We start from the raw sequence: 14,764 nt of genomic DNA, 5'->3' as shown, positions 1-14,764 counted from the left end.
ATATGTCTTATCGAATAGGAGAAATGGCTCGAATATTAGGAACTAGTGAGCATACACTTCGTTACTATGAAAAAATGGGTTTAGTAGTGCCCAAAAGAGATTCTAACAAGATCCGCTTCTATACGGACGAAGATGGGAACTGGCTTAAATTCATTCTACACATGAAGCAAACAGGGATGTCGTTAGAAGATCTTAAAAAATACATCGATCTTTTGGAGAAAGGACAAGAAGGATTAGACGAATTATTGCAAATATTATATAACCATCAAGAGGAAGTCAGAGCTAAATTAAATATATATCAAGAGAATCTTAAATTGTTAGAGAAGAAAATTCAATTCTACGAGGAAAGTCACAAATTGGGAAACAACAAAAATCTTTTCAATAAATTTGTAGAAGACGCAGAATGCTGATTTTCTCTCGTGACCTGGAGTTAACTCCAGGTGGTAGACTTAAATTTAAGGAGGGACGTTCATGGAATATGTGAAACTAGGGAATACCGGACTCGACGTATCCCGCATCTGTCTTGGATGCATGGGATTTGGCGTAGCAGAGCGGTGGGTCCATCAATGGGTGCTTAATGAGGAGAACAGTCGTCCCATTATTAAAAAGGCATTGGGGCTCGGCATCAACTTTTTCGATACGGCGAATGTGTACTCAGACGGTACAAGTGAGGAAATTGTGGGCCGCGCATTGAAGGATTTCGCCAATCGGGATGAAATCGTCCTCGCGACGAAAGTTCATTTCCGTATGCACGAAGGACCGAACGGCATGGGGCTGTCCCGGAAAGCGATCATGAGTGAAATTGACAAAAGCCTCAAGCGCTTGGGTACCGATTATGTCGATCTGTACCAGATCCATCGATGGGATTATGATACGCCTATCGAAGAAACGATGGAGGCTCTTCATGATGTGGTGAAAGCTGGAAAGGTCCGCTATATTGGAGCCTCAGCCATGTATGCATGGCAGTTTCTAAAAGCGCAGCATGTCGCCGAGATGAATGGCTGGACTCGGTTCGTTTCGATGCAGAACCATTATAACCTCATTTACCGCGAAGAAGAGCGCGAAATGTTGCCGCTGTGCAAATCTGAAAAAATAGGCGTGATCCCCTACAGCCCTCTAGCATCGGGACGATTGACTCGCGATTGGTCAGAATCGACGCACCGTTCAGAAACAGACATGGTTCAAAAATCTAAGTATGATGCCACTTCCGATGCCGATCGGGTAATTGTGGAACGGGTTGCACAGATTGCGGCAGAGCGAGCCATTCCCCGTGTACAGGTAGCTCTTGCCTGGTTGCTGCAAAAACAACCGGTTACCGCTCCTATTGTCGGTGCGACCAAAATATCGCATCTCGAAGACGCGGCAGCCGCTCTTACGGTTAATCTTACACCGGAGGAGATTGCCTCCCTTGAAGAGCCGTATGTACCTCACCGGGTTGTGGGCGCATTATAACCTGTGCTTGTTAGGAAAAGGTATCGATAGAAGAGAAGCGGACAAACATTGGATAAAACCGAGTTGCGGGACCTCTACCTACAACGCGGTTTTTTCTATTTTGTGATAGGGAGGTGGGCGAGCGAGTTCGATTTTACGGGAAAATAAAAAAACTTGGCAGATACGCCAAGAATATAAAAAATCAATTGAACGCAAAAAAACGCTATGCTATAATCAGTAGCGCGAATGAAAATCATGTGTAATCAGATATTATAATTACTTTTCCTAATTTAATTATACATCGGTGGCCATGATTTGTCAATGCACTTTTTTTAGACCAGATTGAAAAGGAGTGTGTTCAGAAAAACATGGAAGCGAAGGAATGGCGGTTAGAACAAGAACGGCTGGATCAGGTAAGGGAAAAGCTGAAGGCGAGGATCGACGAGTTGGAACCAAGCGTTACCGGGATGCGCGATCAGGCTGCTGAGATTCGCAGGCGATTCTGGGAAGAGGTTACGGTCAACACGAGCTCGGACGAAGACTTTGAAGAAACATTTTATACGATTAAACAACAGGCTGCGGTGTTATCTGAAAGGGAGCGTCGTCACCGGCTTCTGACGCAACAATGGAGGAGCTTGCATCGGCTGTTGCCTTCTCCTTATTTTGGGCGCGTCGATTTTCTAGAGGATGGCCTGAATGTGAGTGAGCAGATTTATATCGGCGTATCTTCTTTCGTCGATGAAGATGGATTAAGCTTCCTGGTGTATGATTGGCGCAGTCCTATCGCGAGTCTCTACTACGACCATTCCCCCGGTGCGGCCTCTTACGTCACGCCGGTCGGGCAGATCACAGGTATGATGGAGTTGAAACGGCAATATCAGATTCACAATGGACAAATTCGTCATTTGTTTGATGCGAACGTAACGATTGGCGACGAGCTGCTCCAGCAAATGTTGGCCAAAGGCGCGGATTCTCAAATGAAGAGTATCGTATCAACTATCCAAAAGGAGCAAAACGCCATCATCCGAAACGATCATAGTCGGCTGCTCATTGTTCAGGGGGCGGCAGGGAGTGGGAAGACCTCCGCGGCATTGCAACGTGTAGCATATTTGCTGTACAAAAACCGCGATTCGCTTAAGGCTGACCAGATCGTTCTATTCTCGCCAAATCAAATATTTAACAGTTACGTATCCTCCGTCCTTCCCGAGCTCGGCGAGGAAAACATGCAACAGACGACACTGCAGGAATATATCGAATATTGGCTGGGTGCATCCTTAAGTCTGGAGGATCTCTTCGATCAGATCGAATATGTGCTGACCGCACAATCAACTCCCGATTATGAGGCTCGCCTTCAGGGGATGAAGTACAAGGCTTCCGAGGCTTTCTTGAGAGCCCTGCAGAACTATGCGCAATGGCTGGGGCAGGAAGGCATGCTTTTCAACGGCATTCGATTTCGGGATCGTGATCTGATTACGGCGGAGCAAATGAGAATCCAATTTTACAGCTACGACCTTTCCTTGAGCTTGGCCAATCGTGTCGATCTCCTGCAGAAATGGCTTCTGAAGGAACTTTCGCTAATCGAACGCAAGGAGCGCGGGGCGTCCTGGGTTGAAGAGGAACTTCATTACCTTGATAACGAGCAATATGCGGAAATTTTCAGCGAGCTGCATAAGGATAGGGAGGTGTTTGACATTGCCGAGCGTTACGCGGTAGTTCACGAGAAAATAAGCAATAAGCGAAGAGAAGATGAAGGTGACTTTGACTTCGCCGAGCGGGAGGAGGAATTGCTCAGTCAAAGGATCGTGAAGAGGAACTTCAAACCGCTAAGACAAAGCGTGAAGAAATTATCATTTATCGATGTCCAAAGCCTATATGTCCATTTGTTTGACGAAGAGGTTGCTTATCGAGAGAAGACAAATGAGACCGAGATCCCGGTTCTATGGCCTGAAATTTGCAGGCAAACCAAAGAAAAGCTGGAGCGGTTCGAATTATTCTATGAGGATGCGACTCCGTATTTGTATCTAAAAGAGCTGATCGAAGGCGTTCGGACGAACACGGAAATTCGGCATGTGTTCGTCGATGAGGGGCAGGATTATTCGACGTTTCAATATGAGTATCTAAAAAAACTATTTCCTCGCGCCCGCATGACGGTACTCGGTGACTTCGGGCAGGCGATCTTTACGCAATCAACGAAGCTGCAGGATTCCGATTCACCGCTGTTTCGGCTATATGGAGAAGCAGAAACAAGCTTGATCCGCCTTGTGCGCAGTTATCGTTCAACTCGGGAGATTGTGGATTTTACGAAAGTGCTGCTCTCCGATGAGTCGGAAATCGTCCCTTTTGAAAGGAGCGGACCGAAGCCTCTTCTTATGAAGGTGGAGGACGGAGAGATGCATGACGAACGTATACTGAAAGACATCGCGGCACTTAAAGCCGAAGGCTTTGACTCTATTGCCGTCATTACGAAGACTGCGGCTGAAAGCCGCGCAGCCTTTGAATCGTTACGGGTGCAAGGAAGCGAAGCATTGCAGCTCATTACGAAGGAGACGGTTACCTTTGAAAAAGGAGCGATGGTTATTCCCGTATATCTCGCCAAGGGTGTTGAGTTTGATGCAGTCCTGATTTATGAGGCATCATCTCAAGCTTACAGCCGGGAAAACGATCGCAAACTTCTGTATACAGCATGTACGCGTGCCATGCACCGACTTCACGTATACACAACGGGAGATTGGTCGCCGTTCGTGCAGGCATTGCCTGCTGATTTGTATGAGAAAGCAACATATTGACGGATCGGGGATGACTCTCTTCGAGATTGCTGCTCAAGTATCAGCCAATCTTCGAAAACAGATCAATTTGTTCCTCGACCATCCATAGACAGCTCGAGTGAGAAGAAAGCAGGGATCATGTCAGCTCCTACGCAAACAAAGGCCCCGACTCGCTCATATGTAAACAGCCTAGGCCGTTTGTCGGCCAAGGCTGTTTTTTTTGCTACTTGTTAGTCTTAACTGTACATCATTACAAGGCAGAGGACTTTCTTACCGGCTGGGCGCTGTGAGGCTTGTCGCTAGACATGACACAGCTCATCGTCTTAGCCGATGTCAAACGCTGACGGTAGGTTCAACTATAGTTATTCTATTATGGACTGAATCGAGATTAACCGTTGCGCCAATCGGCAAAGCGGCTTTATAAAAACCATGACCTGTAGCAAGGTTCGTTACAAGCGGCTTACCAAGAGGTACAACAAATTCGTTGATTACATCTTCATAGGATTTGCCATAAGCCGCCTGGCAGCCTGAGCATTCTCCCATAATAATGCCGATACAGTCACGAAATTTTCCGGCAAGCTTCAAATCATTCAAGTACCTATAGACGGTATTGGTAGGTTCATGTGTTTCTTCAAGAACGAGAATTTTACCCCGTGTATCGATTTCGAATGGCGTGCCTAACGTATCGACAAACGATGTCAGATTACCACCCACAAGCTGCCCCGTAACGTTGCCCGGAACACGGCTTATCAGCGGCATCCCCTGTGGATTCAAGATGGACCGGGTTAATGAATATACGGATGTCGCAGAAAAAAACTGATCGAAATTATAAGCGGGCGTTACGGGTTTGAAGTCAATCAGCAGCAGACTATGGAATGTTATTAAATCCCCATATTGATGCAGTACATTTAATAGTACCGTGATGTCGCTGTAACCCGTAACGATTTTTGGATGATTTCGTATCTCATTATAATCAAGGTACGGAAGAATTCCGGCCACTCCTGTACCGCCTCTGGTGGGCAGTATCATTTTCACCTGCTCATCTCGAAACATCATCATTAAATCGGAAGCCCGCTGCTCGTCTGTGCCGGCAAGAAATCCATTCTGCGCATATACATATTGACCCAAAACAACATTAAGCCCCATCGCTCTCAAATATTCGATCCGTGTATTAATGATGTTCGCAGCGAGCGGGCTACCTAAGGTAACGATTCCAACGGTATCGCCTCTCTGCAAGATTGGCGGACGTATCGGCATATCCTCGTCTTCCTTCCCTGAGAATAGAAGAAGCTATCGTGATTGTGTCTTTCTTTAGAATATACTGGCTAAATTCGCAATGCAGTACTAAAAAAAGATTTTGAATGAACGTATCCTTTGTTGAGATAGAGGAAGGGGGAAGGCTTTGAACCGGCTCGATACTGCTGGTACTACCTTCTATGAAGACTTCGATTGATGGATAGCTGTCTCGATGTAAGCTCTCAAAGTCTTGATAAACGTGCGCATGGCGTATCCGACATACCTGTCGCTGCGGTAGATCAGACAAATGTCCTGAGAAGGCGTAGGGTTCCTAAGATGCACAACCTTGATGTCCGGATTGACAATATTTTCCAACAGGAGTCGCGGCAGAACACAAGCGCCAACTCCGCTCTGTACCATCTGAAGGAGGGAAAATAACGTTGTCATCACCATATGCGGTTGTACAGTAAACCCGGTCTCCATGCAAAAGCGGTCGATCAGCTTTCGGCATTGGTGGTCTGCTGGAAACATGACCATCTTTAAGCCTTGCAACCTGCTCAAGGGGATGAAGTTCTCCGTGGCAAGGGGATCATTCATACTTACAGCCAATGAGAACTCCTCATGAAACAGGGGAATTGACGTGAGACGTTCATCGATAACAGGTCCAATAGTTACGCCGACATCGATGCTTCGGTCCAGAACTTGTTCTGTTACTTTCGTAGTTTCCAAAAGGGACAGCGAGATGGTGGGATAGGTCTGATGGAAGTTTAGCAGCATGGCATTGAACATAAGATCCGCGTCACCGGGCAAGACCCCGATGGAAAGAGATCCGCCTTGCATTTGCTTCAGATCTGCAATGGCATCGCCCGCTTGCTGCAGATGCCTGAACACGGCAGCACCATGTTCACGAAGAATGGCTCCAGCGTCTGTAAGGACAATTGTTTTTCCCACACGATCGAACAACAGAACCCCGAATTCTTCTTCCAATCTTCTTATCTGCTGGCTGATGTTGGGTGCACTGACTCCCATTTTTTCGGCTGCTCTCGTGAAATGAAGCTCTTCACAAATGGCCATGAAATATTGCAGTTGTTTTAACTCCATCGCTCACACCTTCTTTCTATTGCATCGTGTATCATGCTCAATGATAATTGTTGCTCCGACTTCTTCTTCTGTCAAAGAATAATCGTTAACTGATACTTAACGTTCCGGTAACGCCCACTGCATTGATGGTAAGTTCCATGAGACATAAAATGGGAACATATCAAGTGGTTCTCATGATAAAGGAGGAAATTAGCATGTCTGAAATGATTATCAATACGGCAACAACCGCACGTCAAGTACTGCAGCAGCAGGTGCAGGCGATCCCTGAGGAACAGTTCGATATTCAACCCGCTGGTTTCAACAATACAATCCGTTGGAATGTCGGCCACATGATTTATTGGATGGATAAGTATTCTCCCTTGATCTTCGGCTCTCCGCCTGTCATACCGGACACTTATGAAACACTGTTTAACTCTGGAACCAAGCCGTTGGATTGGACGTTTGCTCCTCCATCGAAGGAAGCGATGGTCGAGATGTTAACGGCGCAGCTTTCCCGTTTATCTGAGTTGACACCTGAAATGCTGGGCGAGAATCTTTTGACTCCGTTTGCCTTGGGACCGTTCCAATTCAACACCTTTGGTGAGTTGTTAAACTTTATTCTGATTCACGAAGGTTTTCACCTTGGAACGATTTCGAGCCAGCTAAAGGTTCTGTCGTCGAGTTAACCAATGAAGTGCAGGCGTCCTATTTTTCACGTCTCATCTAACAAAACGGCTTGATGAAAAATTAAAAAAGTGAGTGACTAATAAACCATGTTGAGGAGGATTCTTTCATGGAGAAATCTCTAGACGCAGTCCAATCCCGTACTTGTGAAGTGTTTGATGCCTTTCGGCATGCTTTGGAGACAGGGGATACAGCCGATTTTCTTATAAAGGTTACGGAAGATTTCCATTTCTTCGTTCCGCTCCCGCTAGAGGGGTGGAATCACGAGCAGCAAGGCAAAGAGCGCTTCGAGGAATTGATCAGGTTCGAGCGCTCCGTATTTCAGATGCAGTTGACTCCGCTGATTGTGCTTGAGAATGAGGGCAACGGGATGGTGGTATTTCGCTCGGAAGGCTTGTTGAATGGGCGGCCTTTTCGTAATGAGCTTGCAATCGTCTTCGAGTTCGAGGAAGAGCGGGTCCGCTCCTTCCGCGAATATGTAGGTATGCCGTTAAAAAACTACGAGACCCCATAATCGATATAAAAGCTACACTGCATATTGGAAGCCGGGGTCCATTCGGATCAAGGCTTCCAATACACGTTCCAGGCGTATACTTTATGAGCTACAAGTCTATTTATCCTTCAGATTAATTCTAAATCCATCTCCCGGATTACCACCAAAAACGATTGTTCCACTTTCAGGCAGTACTACCGAATGATTATTGCTTGCCTTTGAGAAGTTCATCACATTTCCATTTACGTCATAAACGGCAAACCCTCCACTTGACGGAGCCTCAACAGTCATGACTCGATTGGCTGATTTTTCATCAATCTTATACCATACAGCCTGACCATTGAATGGTATGTTGCATATCGAGGAGCCCCCTGCATAAATGGGTTGAATCGCATCTTCACTAATATAGGATTGTCCATCAATCTTTAAATACTCCGTATGGTTCAATTTATAGAAATTCAAATCAAATGCATCTCTTCCGTTCATCATCGGAATTTCGACAGCATTTACTGCTTTATTCTCGTCCATAATTTTAGTGCCGTTTGCGTACCCATGATCCATATCAACGGATATATTCTTATTTAAGACCTTTGGTGCTAGATAAAATCCAGAAGTTATCTTTTCATCCAATGCATAATAACTTTTTCCGTTTCTATTTTCCCATACCTTTTTAGTTGTCTGATTTAGAGGATTGGTATCCAGCTTTTGATATTCATACATTACCGCAACGGTTTGACCTAATCCCGGAAGATTCGTATACGCGTTAACCTTTAAATAGGTTTTTCCATTCTTTTGTTGGTCAAAGCTAATGGCTACATTTCCATCCTTGTTTTTAAATTGTCCATTGCCCGTGTATACATATTTTTGTGGTGGTATCTCTCCCCCTGATAGAGCAGGTAAATCAATCTCTCCGTTCTTAATTCCAATATTTATTGTCTTGCCCACTGAACCGTATACTCCAGAATAAGAGAGATATTCCGATGGCATATCCACTTTTATGGAAGGCTCAAATGTTTTCTCGGGTAGAATGTCTTTAATCATGCCTTTATCTTTTAAATATTCTAATAAAACGTTGGATGCAAAGGCATTATTGAAAATTGAACTCCCTCCCGATGAAAGCACAGCTATAGAAATATCATGGTCGGGTAGGGTAGTCAAAGCTGCGTGATACATAACGGTATCCCCACCTTTGGATAATGCCGTTATTCCGTAATCACTAAAAGGTGCTAAGCGAACGGCATCCCAACCAAGACCATAATTCACGATGTTTGTCTCTTCAGAAACCCAGATTCCATTTCGATACTCATGATTTTGCATGGCTTTTGCTGACTTCTCAGATAAAATATCCGTTCGATTCCCGATTAATACTTCAGCGAACGTACTTACTTCTTCCGCCGTGGAGTAGATGCCTCCTGTTCCAAGAACATTGGCATTCTCAACGGGTAAAGCCTGATCGATCCCAGGAAAATAAGTTTTTGCCAGTCGTTCTCTATCAAATGAATCGAGTGGTGTTTTAGTAGAGTCTAAATCCAGCGGGGTGCTAATATATTGTTCAATAAATTCGGTATAACTCAAACCGCTCACTCGTTCAACCAATAATTCAAGCAGCTGAAACCCATCGTTACAATATACCGAATATTCGCCTGGGTCTGACTTTAAAACTTCTGATTGTAATTTTACCAATAATTCATCATGATTTTTTGTATCATTATCATCAAACAACATGCTATTCCCATAGTGGCTACCATAAAGCCCTGATGAATGATTCATTAACATTCGTGGCGTAATCTCTTTATATCGTTCATCCGCCATTTTAAACTCCTTGATATACGTGATCAGTGGTTTATCAATATCAATTTGATTCGAATCAGCTAACATCATCGTTGCAGCAGATACATGCATTTTACTGACCGATCCTATTCCAAACATCGTGTCTTTGGTTACCGGTTCCTTGGTAGCTTTATCATATACACCAGCGCTATCGGATAACACAATGGATCCATGATCCATAATCGCATACTGCAAGCCACTTACATCATAATTGGACACCATCTCCGAAGCCAATGCTTGAGCCTTTTGCTTAACAGTATCATGATTCGCTTGAGCAAAAGCAGGTGTAACCGGTAATGCAAAAAGCATAGCGGTGATTAACACAGAAGCTATCTTCTTCATTAATAATTCCTCCTAAAAAAAATTCGGTATTTACTACCTCACGTAAGCTTAATAGATGGGAGTAAAAATGAAGTAAAGTCAAAGTAAAAAGGAAGCAGGACGCAAGATATGTAATATGTAGGGGATGAATATCGATGTATATATGAACGGAGCAGAGCGGATCCGTACCTCTCGCGAGGAGCTAGTCGCCTTATTCATAACCGGAGTGTATCTATGCGTGTTAAGAATATATTATATTTATGTGGCTGTTTCGAATACAATGAACGTATAGCCAAGAGCGAGATCACGACTGGAGCAAGCGATCTGTCCAGAACGCCTTAGAGCGCTCGACCTGGGACGGTGTTCACGCGTGAATGAACCCAATACAAGTTCATCGGAGGGGATACGAATGGGAAAACAGTTTCCGGCCATGCTCCCCGAGCATATGGCCTTTATCCGAAAGCAGCACTTATTTTTTGTCGGAACGGCCCCCATGTCGCGAGATGGGCATGTCAATCTGTCGCCGAAGGGATACGACACGTTCCGGATTTTGTCCGATCGTAAGGTCGCGTATTTGGATTTGACCGGGAGCGGCAATGAGACCAGTGCCCATCTTGAAGAGAACGGTCGAATCACGATGATGTTCTGCGCATTCCAGGGGCCTCCGAACATTCTGCGCCTGTACGGAACCGGAACGGTAATTCTTCCGGAGGACAACGAGTGGGAGTTGTTATACGGGATGTTTGAACCGATGTCTGGAGTCCGGCAGATCATTACAGTCGATATACATAAAGTTCAGACATCCTGCGGTTATGCGGTACCATTCATGTCGTACGAAAAGGAGAGGGAAACGCTCCAGCGGTGGGCGGAGCAAAAAGGTGAAGAAGGCTTGCACAGCTACTGGCAAGAAAAAAATTTGAGCAGCCTCGACCGATTGCCAACGTCTCTAGCAAAACGTACAAGGACATAAAGGAGGGACCTCGATGATAAAAGGTGAAAGGAATTCAAAAATTGATCCCTATTTTAACAAGCTTAAGAAGTGGAAGGAAGAATTCAAGCTGCTGAGAGAAATCGCTCTTGACTGCGGGTTGACCGAGGATTTTAAGTGGATGCATCCTTGTTACACGCTTGATGATAAAAACATTGTTTTGATTCATGGCTTTAAAGATTACTGTGCGCTTCTGTTTCACAAAGGCGCGTTATTAAAAGATCCCCATGGGATCCTAATCCAGCAAACGGCAAATGTTCAGGCAGCGCGTCAGATTCGGTTTACCAATGTTCAAGAGATCGATGAAATGCAACTTATCTTGAAAACATATATTGATGAAGCCATTGAAGTTGAGAAAGCCGGTTTGCAAGTGACCTATAAAAAGAATACGGAATACATCATTCCGGAAGAATTAGAAAATAAATTCGTTGAAATCCAAGGCTTAAAGACGGCTTTTGAAGCATTGACTCCGGGACGGCAAAGAGCATACATTCTGCATTTTTCTACACCCAAGCAATCCAAAACTCGAGAGTCAAGGGTTGAAAAATATATCGCACATATCCTGGCTGGAAAGGGATTAAACGATTAGTATTTGTTGTCTATCTATGTCAAAGGACTAGAACATACATAGATTAACCTCCGCGCTAAACGCGGAGGTTTTTTGTTTGCAGTTAGTCACTTATTTGGGTGACTTGGGAATTCCCCTCGCTAATATTATTCCTCGAGGGTGATGCCGGCAGCTTTCAAATGCCCGTAGGCAACGATTCTACTAAACTGAGATGAAACTTCACTCGCAGGAAGAGGTAGATCGTTTTTAACCCACCAAATGACAATCCCCATGAAAGACGATACGAGGTATTCGAGCAGCAATTCCCTAGATATTGCTAAAGGGGAATTACCCTGAGCAGGATTATACCCCTCATTTAGTTTATCTTTGATAATGCTCTCCATTTTCGCTCGAAACTGATAGATTCGATTCTCTTCAATTAACATGGCATTGTAAAAAGAGGTATTGTGCGAAATGTGCTCCAATGTCGTTTGCATGACTGTCTCGAGTATAGCAATACTGAAAGGACTTATGTTGATTGGACAAAGAACGACTGCATTCTTTAATTCGCTCAACAACTCATCCATACATGTATTTAATAAATCAGGTTTATTTTGATAGTGAAGATAAAAAGTATTTCGATTGATCATTGCCCGATCGGCAATATCCTGGATCGTTATTCCTTCGTATCCTTTTTCCTGAATAAGCTCATAGAACGCCTTTCGAATCGATTGTTTCGTGCGCAGTATTCTTAAATCGGTTTTCTTCTTCATTGTTTTCACTCTCCTATATTAAATTTGAGTCGTTAAGCGACAAAGTTATTTGGATTGTATGTTATCTTTCAAAAATAAAAATATTGAATATTGAGTGCTGTATTCGTCTTTATTATAATGAGCGAAAGATAAATAAACAACATGGAGTTCATTATTTATCTAATGACTATAAACTCAAATTGAAAGAGGTGAATGAAGATGAGGATGATTGTTATTGTTTAGGCTGGTCCGAGTTTAGGCCTATTCATCGCAAACGAAAATTTTAACTTTTGATAAAATAAGGAGGATATTCTAATGACATTAAACAATCAAAATGAGCTTGTCCGTAAGGCAATCGCTGTGCTGGAAAGTTTCGAGAGCGGTAACCCCGATGCTATTACAGCTTATATTCATCCAAATAAATATATTCAGCACAATCAGGCCCTACTCGATGGTCGTGCGGCCATGCTTGGTGCACTTGGTCATTTAAAGGAAATTGGTACAAAGGTAAGCATTAAGCGCACTTTAGTCGACGGCAATTATGTTGCCATTCATTCCGTATATGAATTTTTTGGCCCCAAAATCAGCTTTGATATTTTCCGATTTGAGAATGGACTGATCGTCGAACATTGGGACAATTTGCAAGAGATGGTGGAAAAGACACCAAGCAATCATACGATGGTTGACGGTCCGGACACAATTAAGGATATCGACAAAACTGATGAGAATAAAAAAGTTGTCAAGAGCTATGTCGAGAACATCTTGCTTGGGAAGAATCCGGACCTGCTTAGCTCTTACTTTGATGGGGATAACTACATTCAGCATAGTCCACATATTGCAGACGGCCTTTCCGGTCTCAGTGCTGCATTGCAGGCACTTGAGGAGAAAAATATTGAATTTCAATATACGCAGGTTCATCAGATTATCGGACAAGGCGATTTTGTTCTTACGGTAAGTGAAGGTCTATTTGTTGGCCAACCTACTGCTTTCTACGATTTGTTCCGCGTAGAGGAAGGAAAGATCGCCGAACATTGGGACGTAATTGAGGTTATACTACCGACAGAAAAACGAAAAAATTCAAACAGTAGATTTTGAAGTTGTGTACACCTGAATCACAAGAAAGACATCGCCGAATTATATTACGGTGATGTCTTTCATATCACGAATGAACATGAGTAATACATTTTGTAATCAAATGGATACAGATGCGTTGCTACAGCAACGCTATTTTTGTTCATTTTTTTCACATCTACATGGGATCAATCGATTAAACAACGAAAGTAATAAGGGTGGATAAGTATGAGCTTATTTAAAAACAAATTCATTGTTGCATTACCTATTATCGTTATTGCAGTCATCTTCATTTTTAGCCTTGCAATGATTCCTAGCATCAATCCCTCTCCTCATAATTTGCCAATTGCTATTGTGAATGAGGATCAAGGCTTGACGACCCCAAAAGTAAATATGGGCGTGACGATCGTGTCTGATATGAAATCAGAAACCTCTGTAAATTCGGATGGAGAGCCAGCGATTAAATGGATTGAAATTGGTAGTGAAGTAGAAGTAAAAGCAGGGCTCAATAACCAAGAATACTATGCTGCATTGGTGATTCCCAAGGATTTCAGCGAGAAGCAAGCATCGCTTTTGACGTCGGATCCGTCTACACCCCGGATGCAGATTTATGTCAACCAAGGGATGAATGCATCGGCCTCTAGTATGGCTGAACAAATGCTAATTCAAGCGGTTAATGGCATGAATGAGAAGATACGTGCTGAGCTATTAGCGACTTTCGATCAGCAAGGCGCTACGATCTCGACGAAACAAGCCGCTGCATTAGCTTCGCCCATTGTTAGCGATGTCATTAATGTGAATCCAATCGGTACGCATATTGCAAATGGAAATTCACCTGTTTTGATGTTCCAACCTCTGTGGATGGCCAGTTTAATCGGAAACGTGATTTTCTTGCTTGTCAAAAATAAATTAAATGAAGTGAATCGTCATGAACGGCTTCGGGCGAATATAGCCCAAGTCTTTTGGGGAGTGATCATTGCTTTGGCGGCTGGATTTAGCTTAACCTGGTTCGCCGAGCGTTGGGGCCTACACATATCTCATTTCACGCATACAGCATTATTCTTGGCCATTGCATATTTAGCATTTTTCCTTATGATATCTGCTATTTTTTCTTGGATTGGATTTAAAGGCATGATTATTTTCGTATTGTTCCTATTTATCGGTGCGCCGCTCCTTAGTCTCGCTCCTGAGTCATTATCTCCGTTTTACCGTGATTGGATCCTACCATGGTTGCCGATGCGCTTCATGGTTGAAGGGCTGCGTGAGTTGTTCTTCTTTGGGCAAGGGTTGAGCTTGAATCATCCGACAAATGTGTTAATCTGGATCGGCGTTGGAGGCCTTTTGGTCTTGCTAGCATCTGCCTTTAAACGTTCCCGTAAACCAGAACAGAAGAAAGAGGTAGAGCTGGCACATAACCCTTAATAAAATCATCTTTTGGCCACCCGCTTGATTATCGGAAATGGCTAAATGCTCGAAGTATAAGATTTCTAAGAATGGAAGCGGGGCTCTCTTATCCTATGGATCACTGACATACTGTTGTCAAATTTCAACGTCTACAATTAGCGT

General features: G+C 43.8%; 13 protein-coding genes. 9 read left to right on the top strand and 4 right to left on the bottom strand.

What is annotated here, in order from left to right; all coding sequences use genetic code 11:
- Positions 1–2 precede the first annotated feature (2 nt).
- From CRG97_RS17425 to helD, 3 genes are all read left to right on the top strand, one after another.
- The gene (locus tag CRG97_RS17425; protein WP_098745643.1) at positions 3–410 is read left to right on the top strand and encodes a MerR family transcriptional regulator; all 408 of its coding nucleotides are present in this window, start codon (positions 3–5) and stop codon (positions 408–410) included.
- Positions 411–471: 61 nt separating this feature from the next.
- Complete coding sequence (locus tag CRG97_RS17420; RefSeq protein ID WP_098745640.1) at positions 472–1,452, top strand: aldo/keto reductase; 981 nt, start codon at positions 472–474, stop codon at positions 1,450–1,452.
- A gap of 347 nt (positions 1,453–1,799) precedes the next feature.
- Complete coding sequence (gene helD / locus CRG97_RS17415) at positions 1,800–4,217, top strand: RNA polymerase recycling motor HelD (protein WP_098745637.1); 2,418 nt, start codon at positions 1,800–1,802, stop codon at positions 4,215–4,217.
- A gap of 312 nt (positions 4,218–4,529) precedes the next feature.
- Here helD and CRG97_RS17410 read toward each other — a convergent pair whose 3' ends face one another.
- Both CRG97_RS17410 and CRG97_RS17405 read right to left on the bottom strand, forming a co-directional pair.
- The gene (locus tag CRG97_RS17410) at positions 4,530–5,453 is read right to left on the bottom strand and encodes a S66 peptidase family protein (protein WP_098745634.1); all 924 of its coding nucleotides are present in this window, start codon (positions 5,451–5,453) and stop codon (positions 4,530–4,532) included.
- 177 nt (positions 5,454–5,630) lie between these two features.
- A complete protein-coding gene (locus CRG97_RS17405) occupies positions 5,631–6,533 on the bottom strand; it encodes a LysR family transcriptional regulator (protein WP_098745631.1) in 903 nt (300 codons plus the stop codon).
- Between the two features lie 194 nt (positions 6,534–6,727).
- On the opposite strand from CRG97_RS17405, the gene CRG97_RS17400 reads away from it, so the two are divergent.
- A complete protein-coding gene (locus tag CRG97_RS17400) occupies positions 6,728–7,198 on the top strand; it encodes a DinB family protein (RefSeq protein ID WP_098745628.1) in 471 nt (156 codons plus the stop codon).
- A gap of 107 nt (positions 7,199–7,305) precedes the next feature.
- Positions 7,306–7,710, top strand: a complete 405-nt coding sequence (locus CRG97_RS17395) for a nuclear transport factor 2 family protein (RefSeq protein ID WP_098745625.1) — start codon at positions 7,306–7,308, stop codon at positions 7,708–7,710.
- Between the two features lie 96 nt (positions 7,711–7,806).
- On the opposite strand, the gene CRG97_RS17390 is transcribed toward CRG97_RS17395, so the two are convergent.
- Positions 7,807–9,861, bottom strand: coding sequence for a serine hydrolase domain-containing protein (locus CRG97_RS17390; protein WP_098745623.1), 2,055 nt, complete (start codon positions 9,859–9,861; stop codon positions 7,807–7,809).
- A gap of 388 nt (positions 9,862–10,249) precedes the next feature.
- Here CRG97_RS17390 and CRG97_RS17385 point away from each other — a divergent pair, with 388 nt between their 5' ends.
- Together CRG97_RS17385 and CRG97_RS17380 are read left to right on the top strand one after the other, a co-directional pair.
- Positions 10,250–10,810, top strand: coding sequence for a pyridoxamine 5'-phosphate oxidase family protein (locus CRG97_RS17385; RefSeq protein ID WP_098745620.1), 561 nt, complete (start codon positions 10,250–10,252; stop codon positions 10,808–10,810).
- Positions 10,811–10,823: 13 nt separating this feature from the next.
- Positions 10,824–11,417: a YdeI/OmpD-associated family protein gene (locus tag CRG97_RS17380; protein WP_098745617.1), complete on the top strand. Its 594-nt coding sequence runs from the start codon at positions 10,824–10,826 to the stop codon at positions 11,415–11,417.
- Positions 11,418–11,542: 125 nt separating this feature from the next.
- Here CRG97_RS17380 and CRG97_RS17375 read toward each other — a convergent pair whose 3' ends face one another.
- A complete protein-coding gene (locus CRG97_RS17375) occupies positions 11,543–12,148 on the bottom strand; it encodes a TetR/AcrR family transcriptional regulator (protein ID WP_098745614.1) in 606 nt (201 codons plus the stop codon).
- 294 nt (positions 12,149–12,442) lie between these two features.
- On the opposite strand from CRG97_RS17375, the gene CRG97_RS17370 reads away from it, so the two are divergent.
- Entirely contained in the window at positions 12,443–13,222 is a 780-nt protein-coding gene (locus CRG97_RS17370) for a nuclear transport factor 2 family protein (RefSeq protein ID WP_098745611.1), read from the top strand.
- A 204-nt stretch (positions 13,223–13,426) separates the two neighbouring features.
- Complete coding sequence (locus tag CRG97_RS17365; RefSeq protein WP_098745608.1) at positions 13,427–14,620, top strand: YhgE/Pip domain-containing protein; 1,194 nt, start codon at positions 13,427–13,429, stop codon at positions 14,618–14,620.
- Positions 14,621–14,764: the final 144 nt, after the last annotated feature.

The organism is Paenibacillus sp. EZ-K15, assembly GCF_002573715.1.
In the GTDB taxonomy this organism is placed as follows: domain Bacteria; phylum Bacillota; class Bacilli; order Paenibacillales; family Paenibacillaceae; genus Paenibacillus_AQ.
Note: the sequence above shows the minus strand (reverse complement) of the source record. Positions and strands in the feature narration are given on the sequence as shown.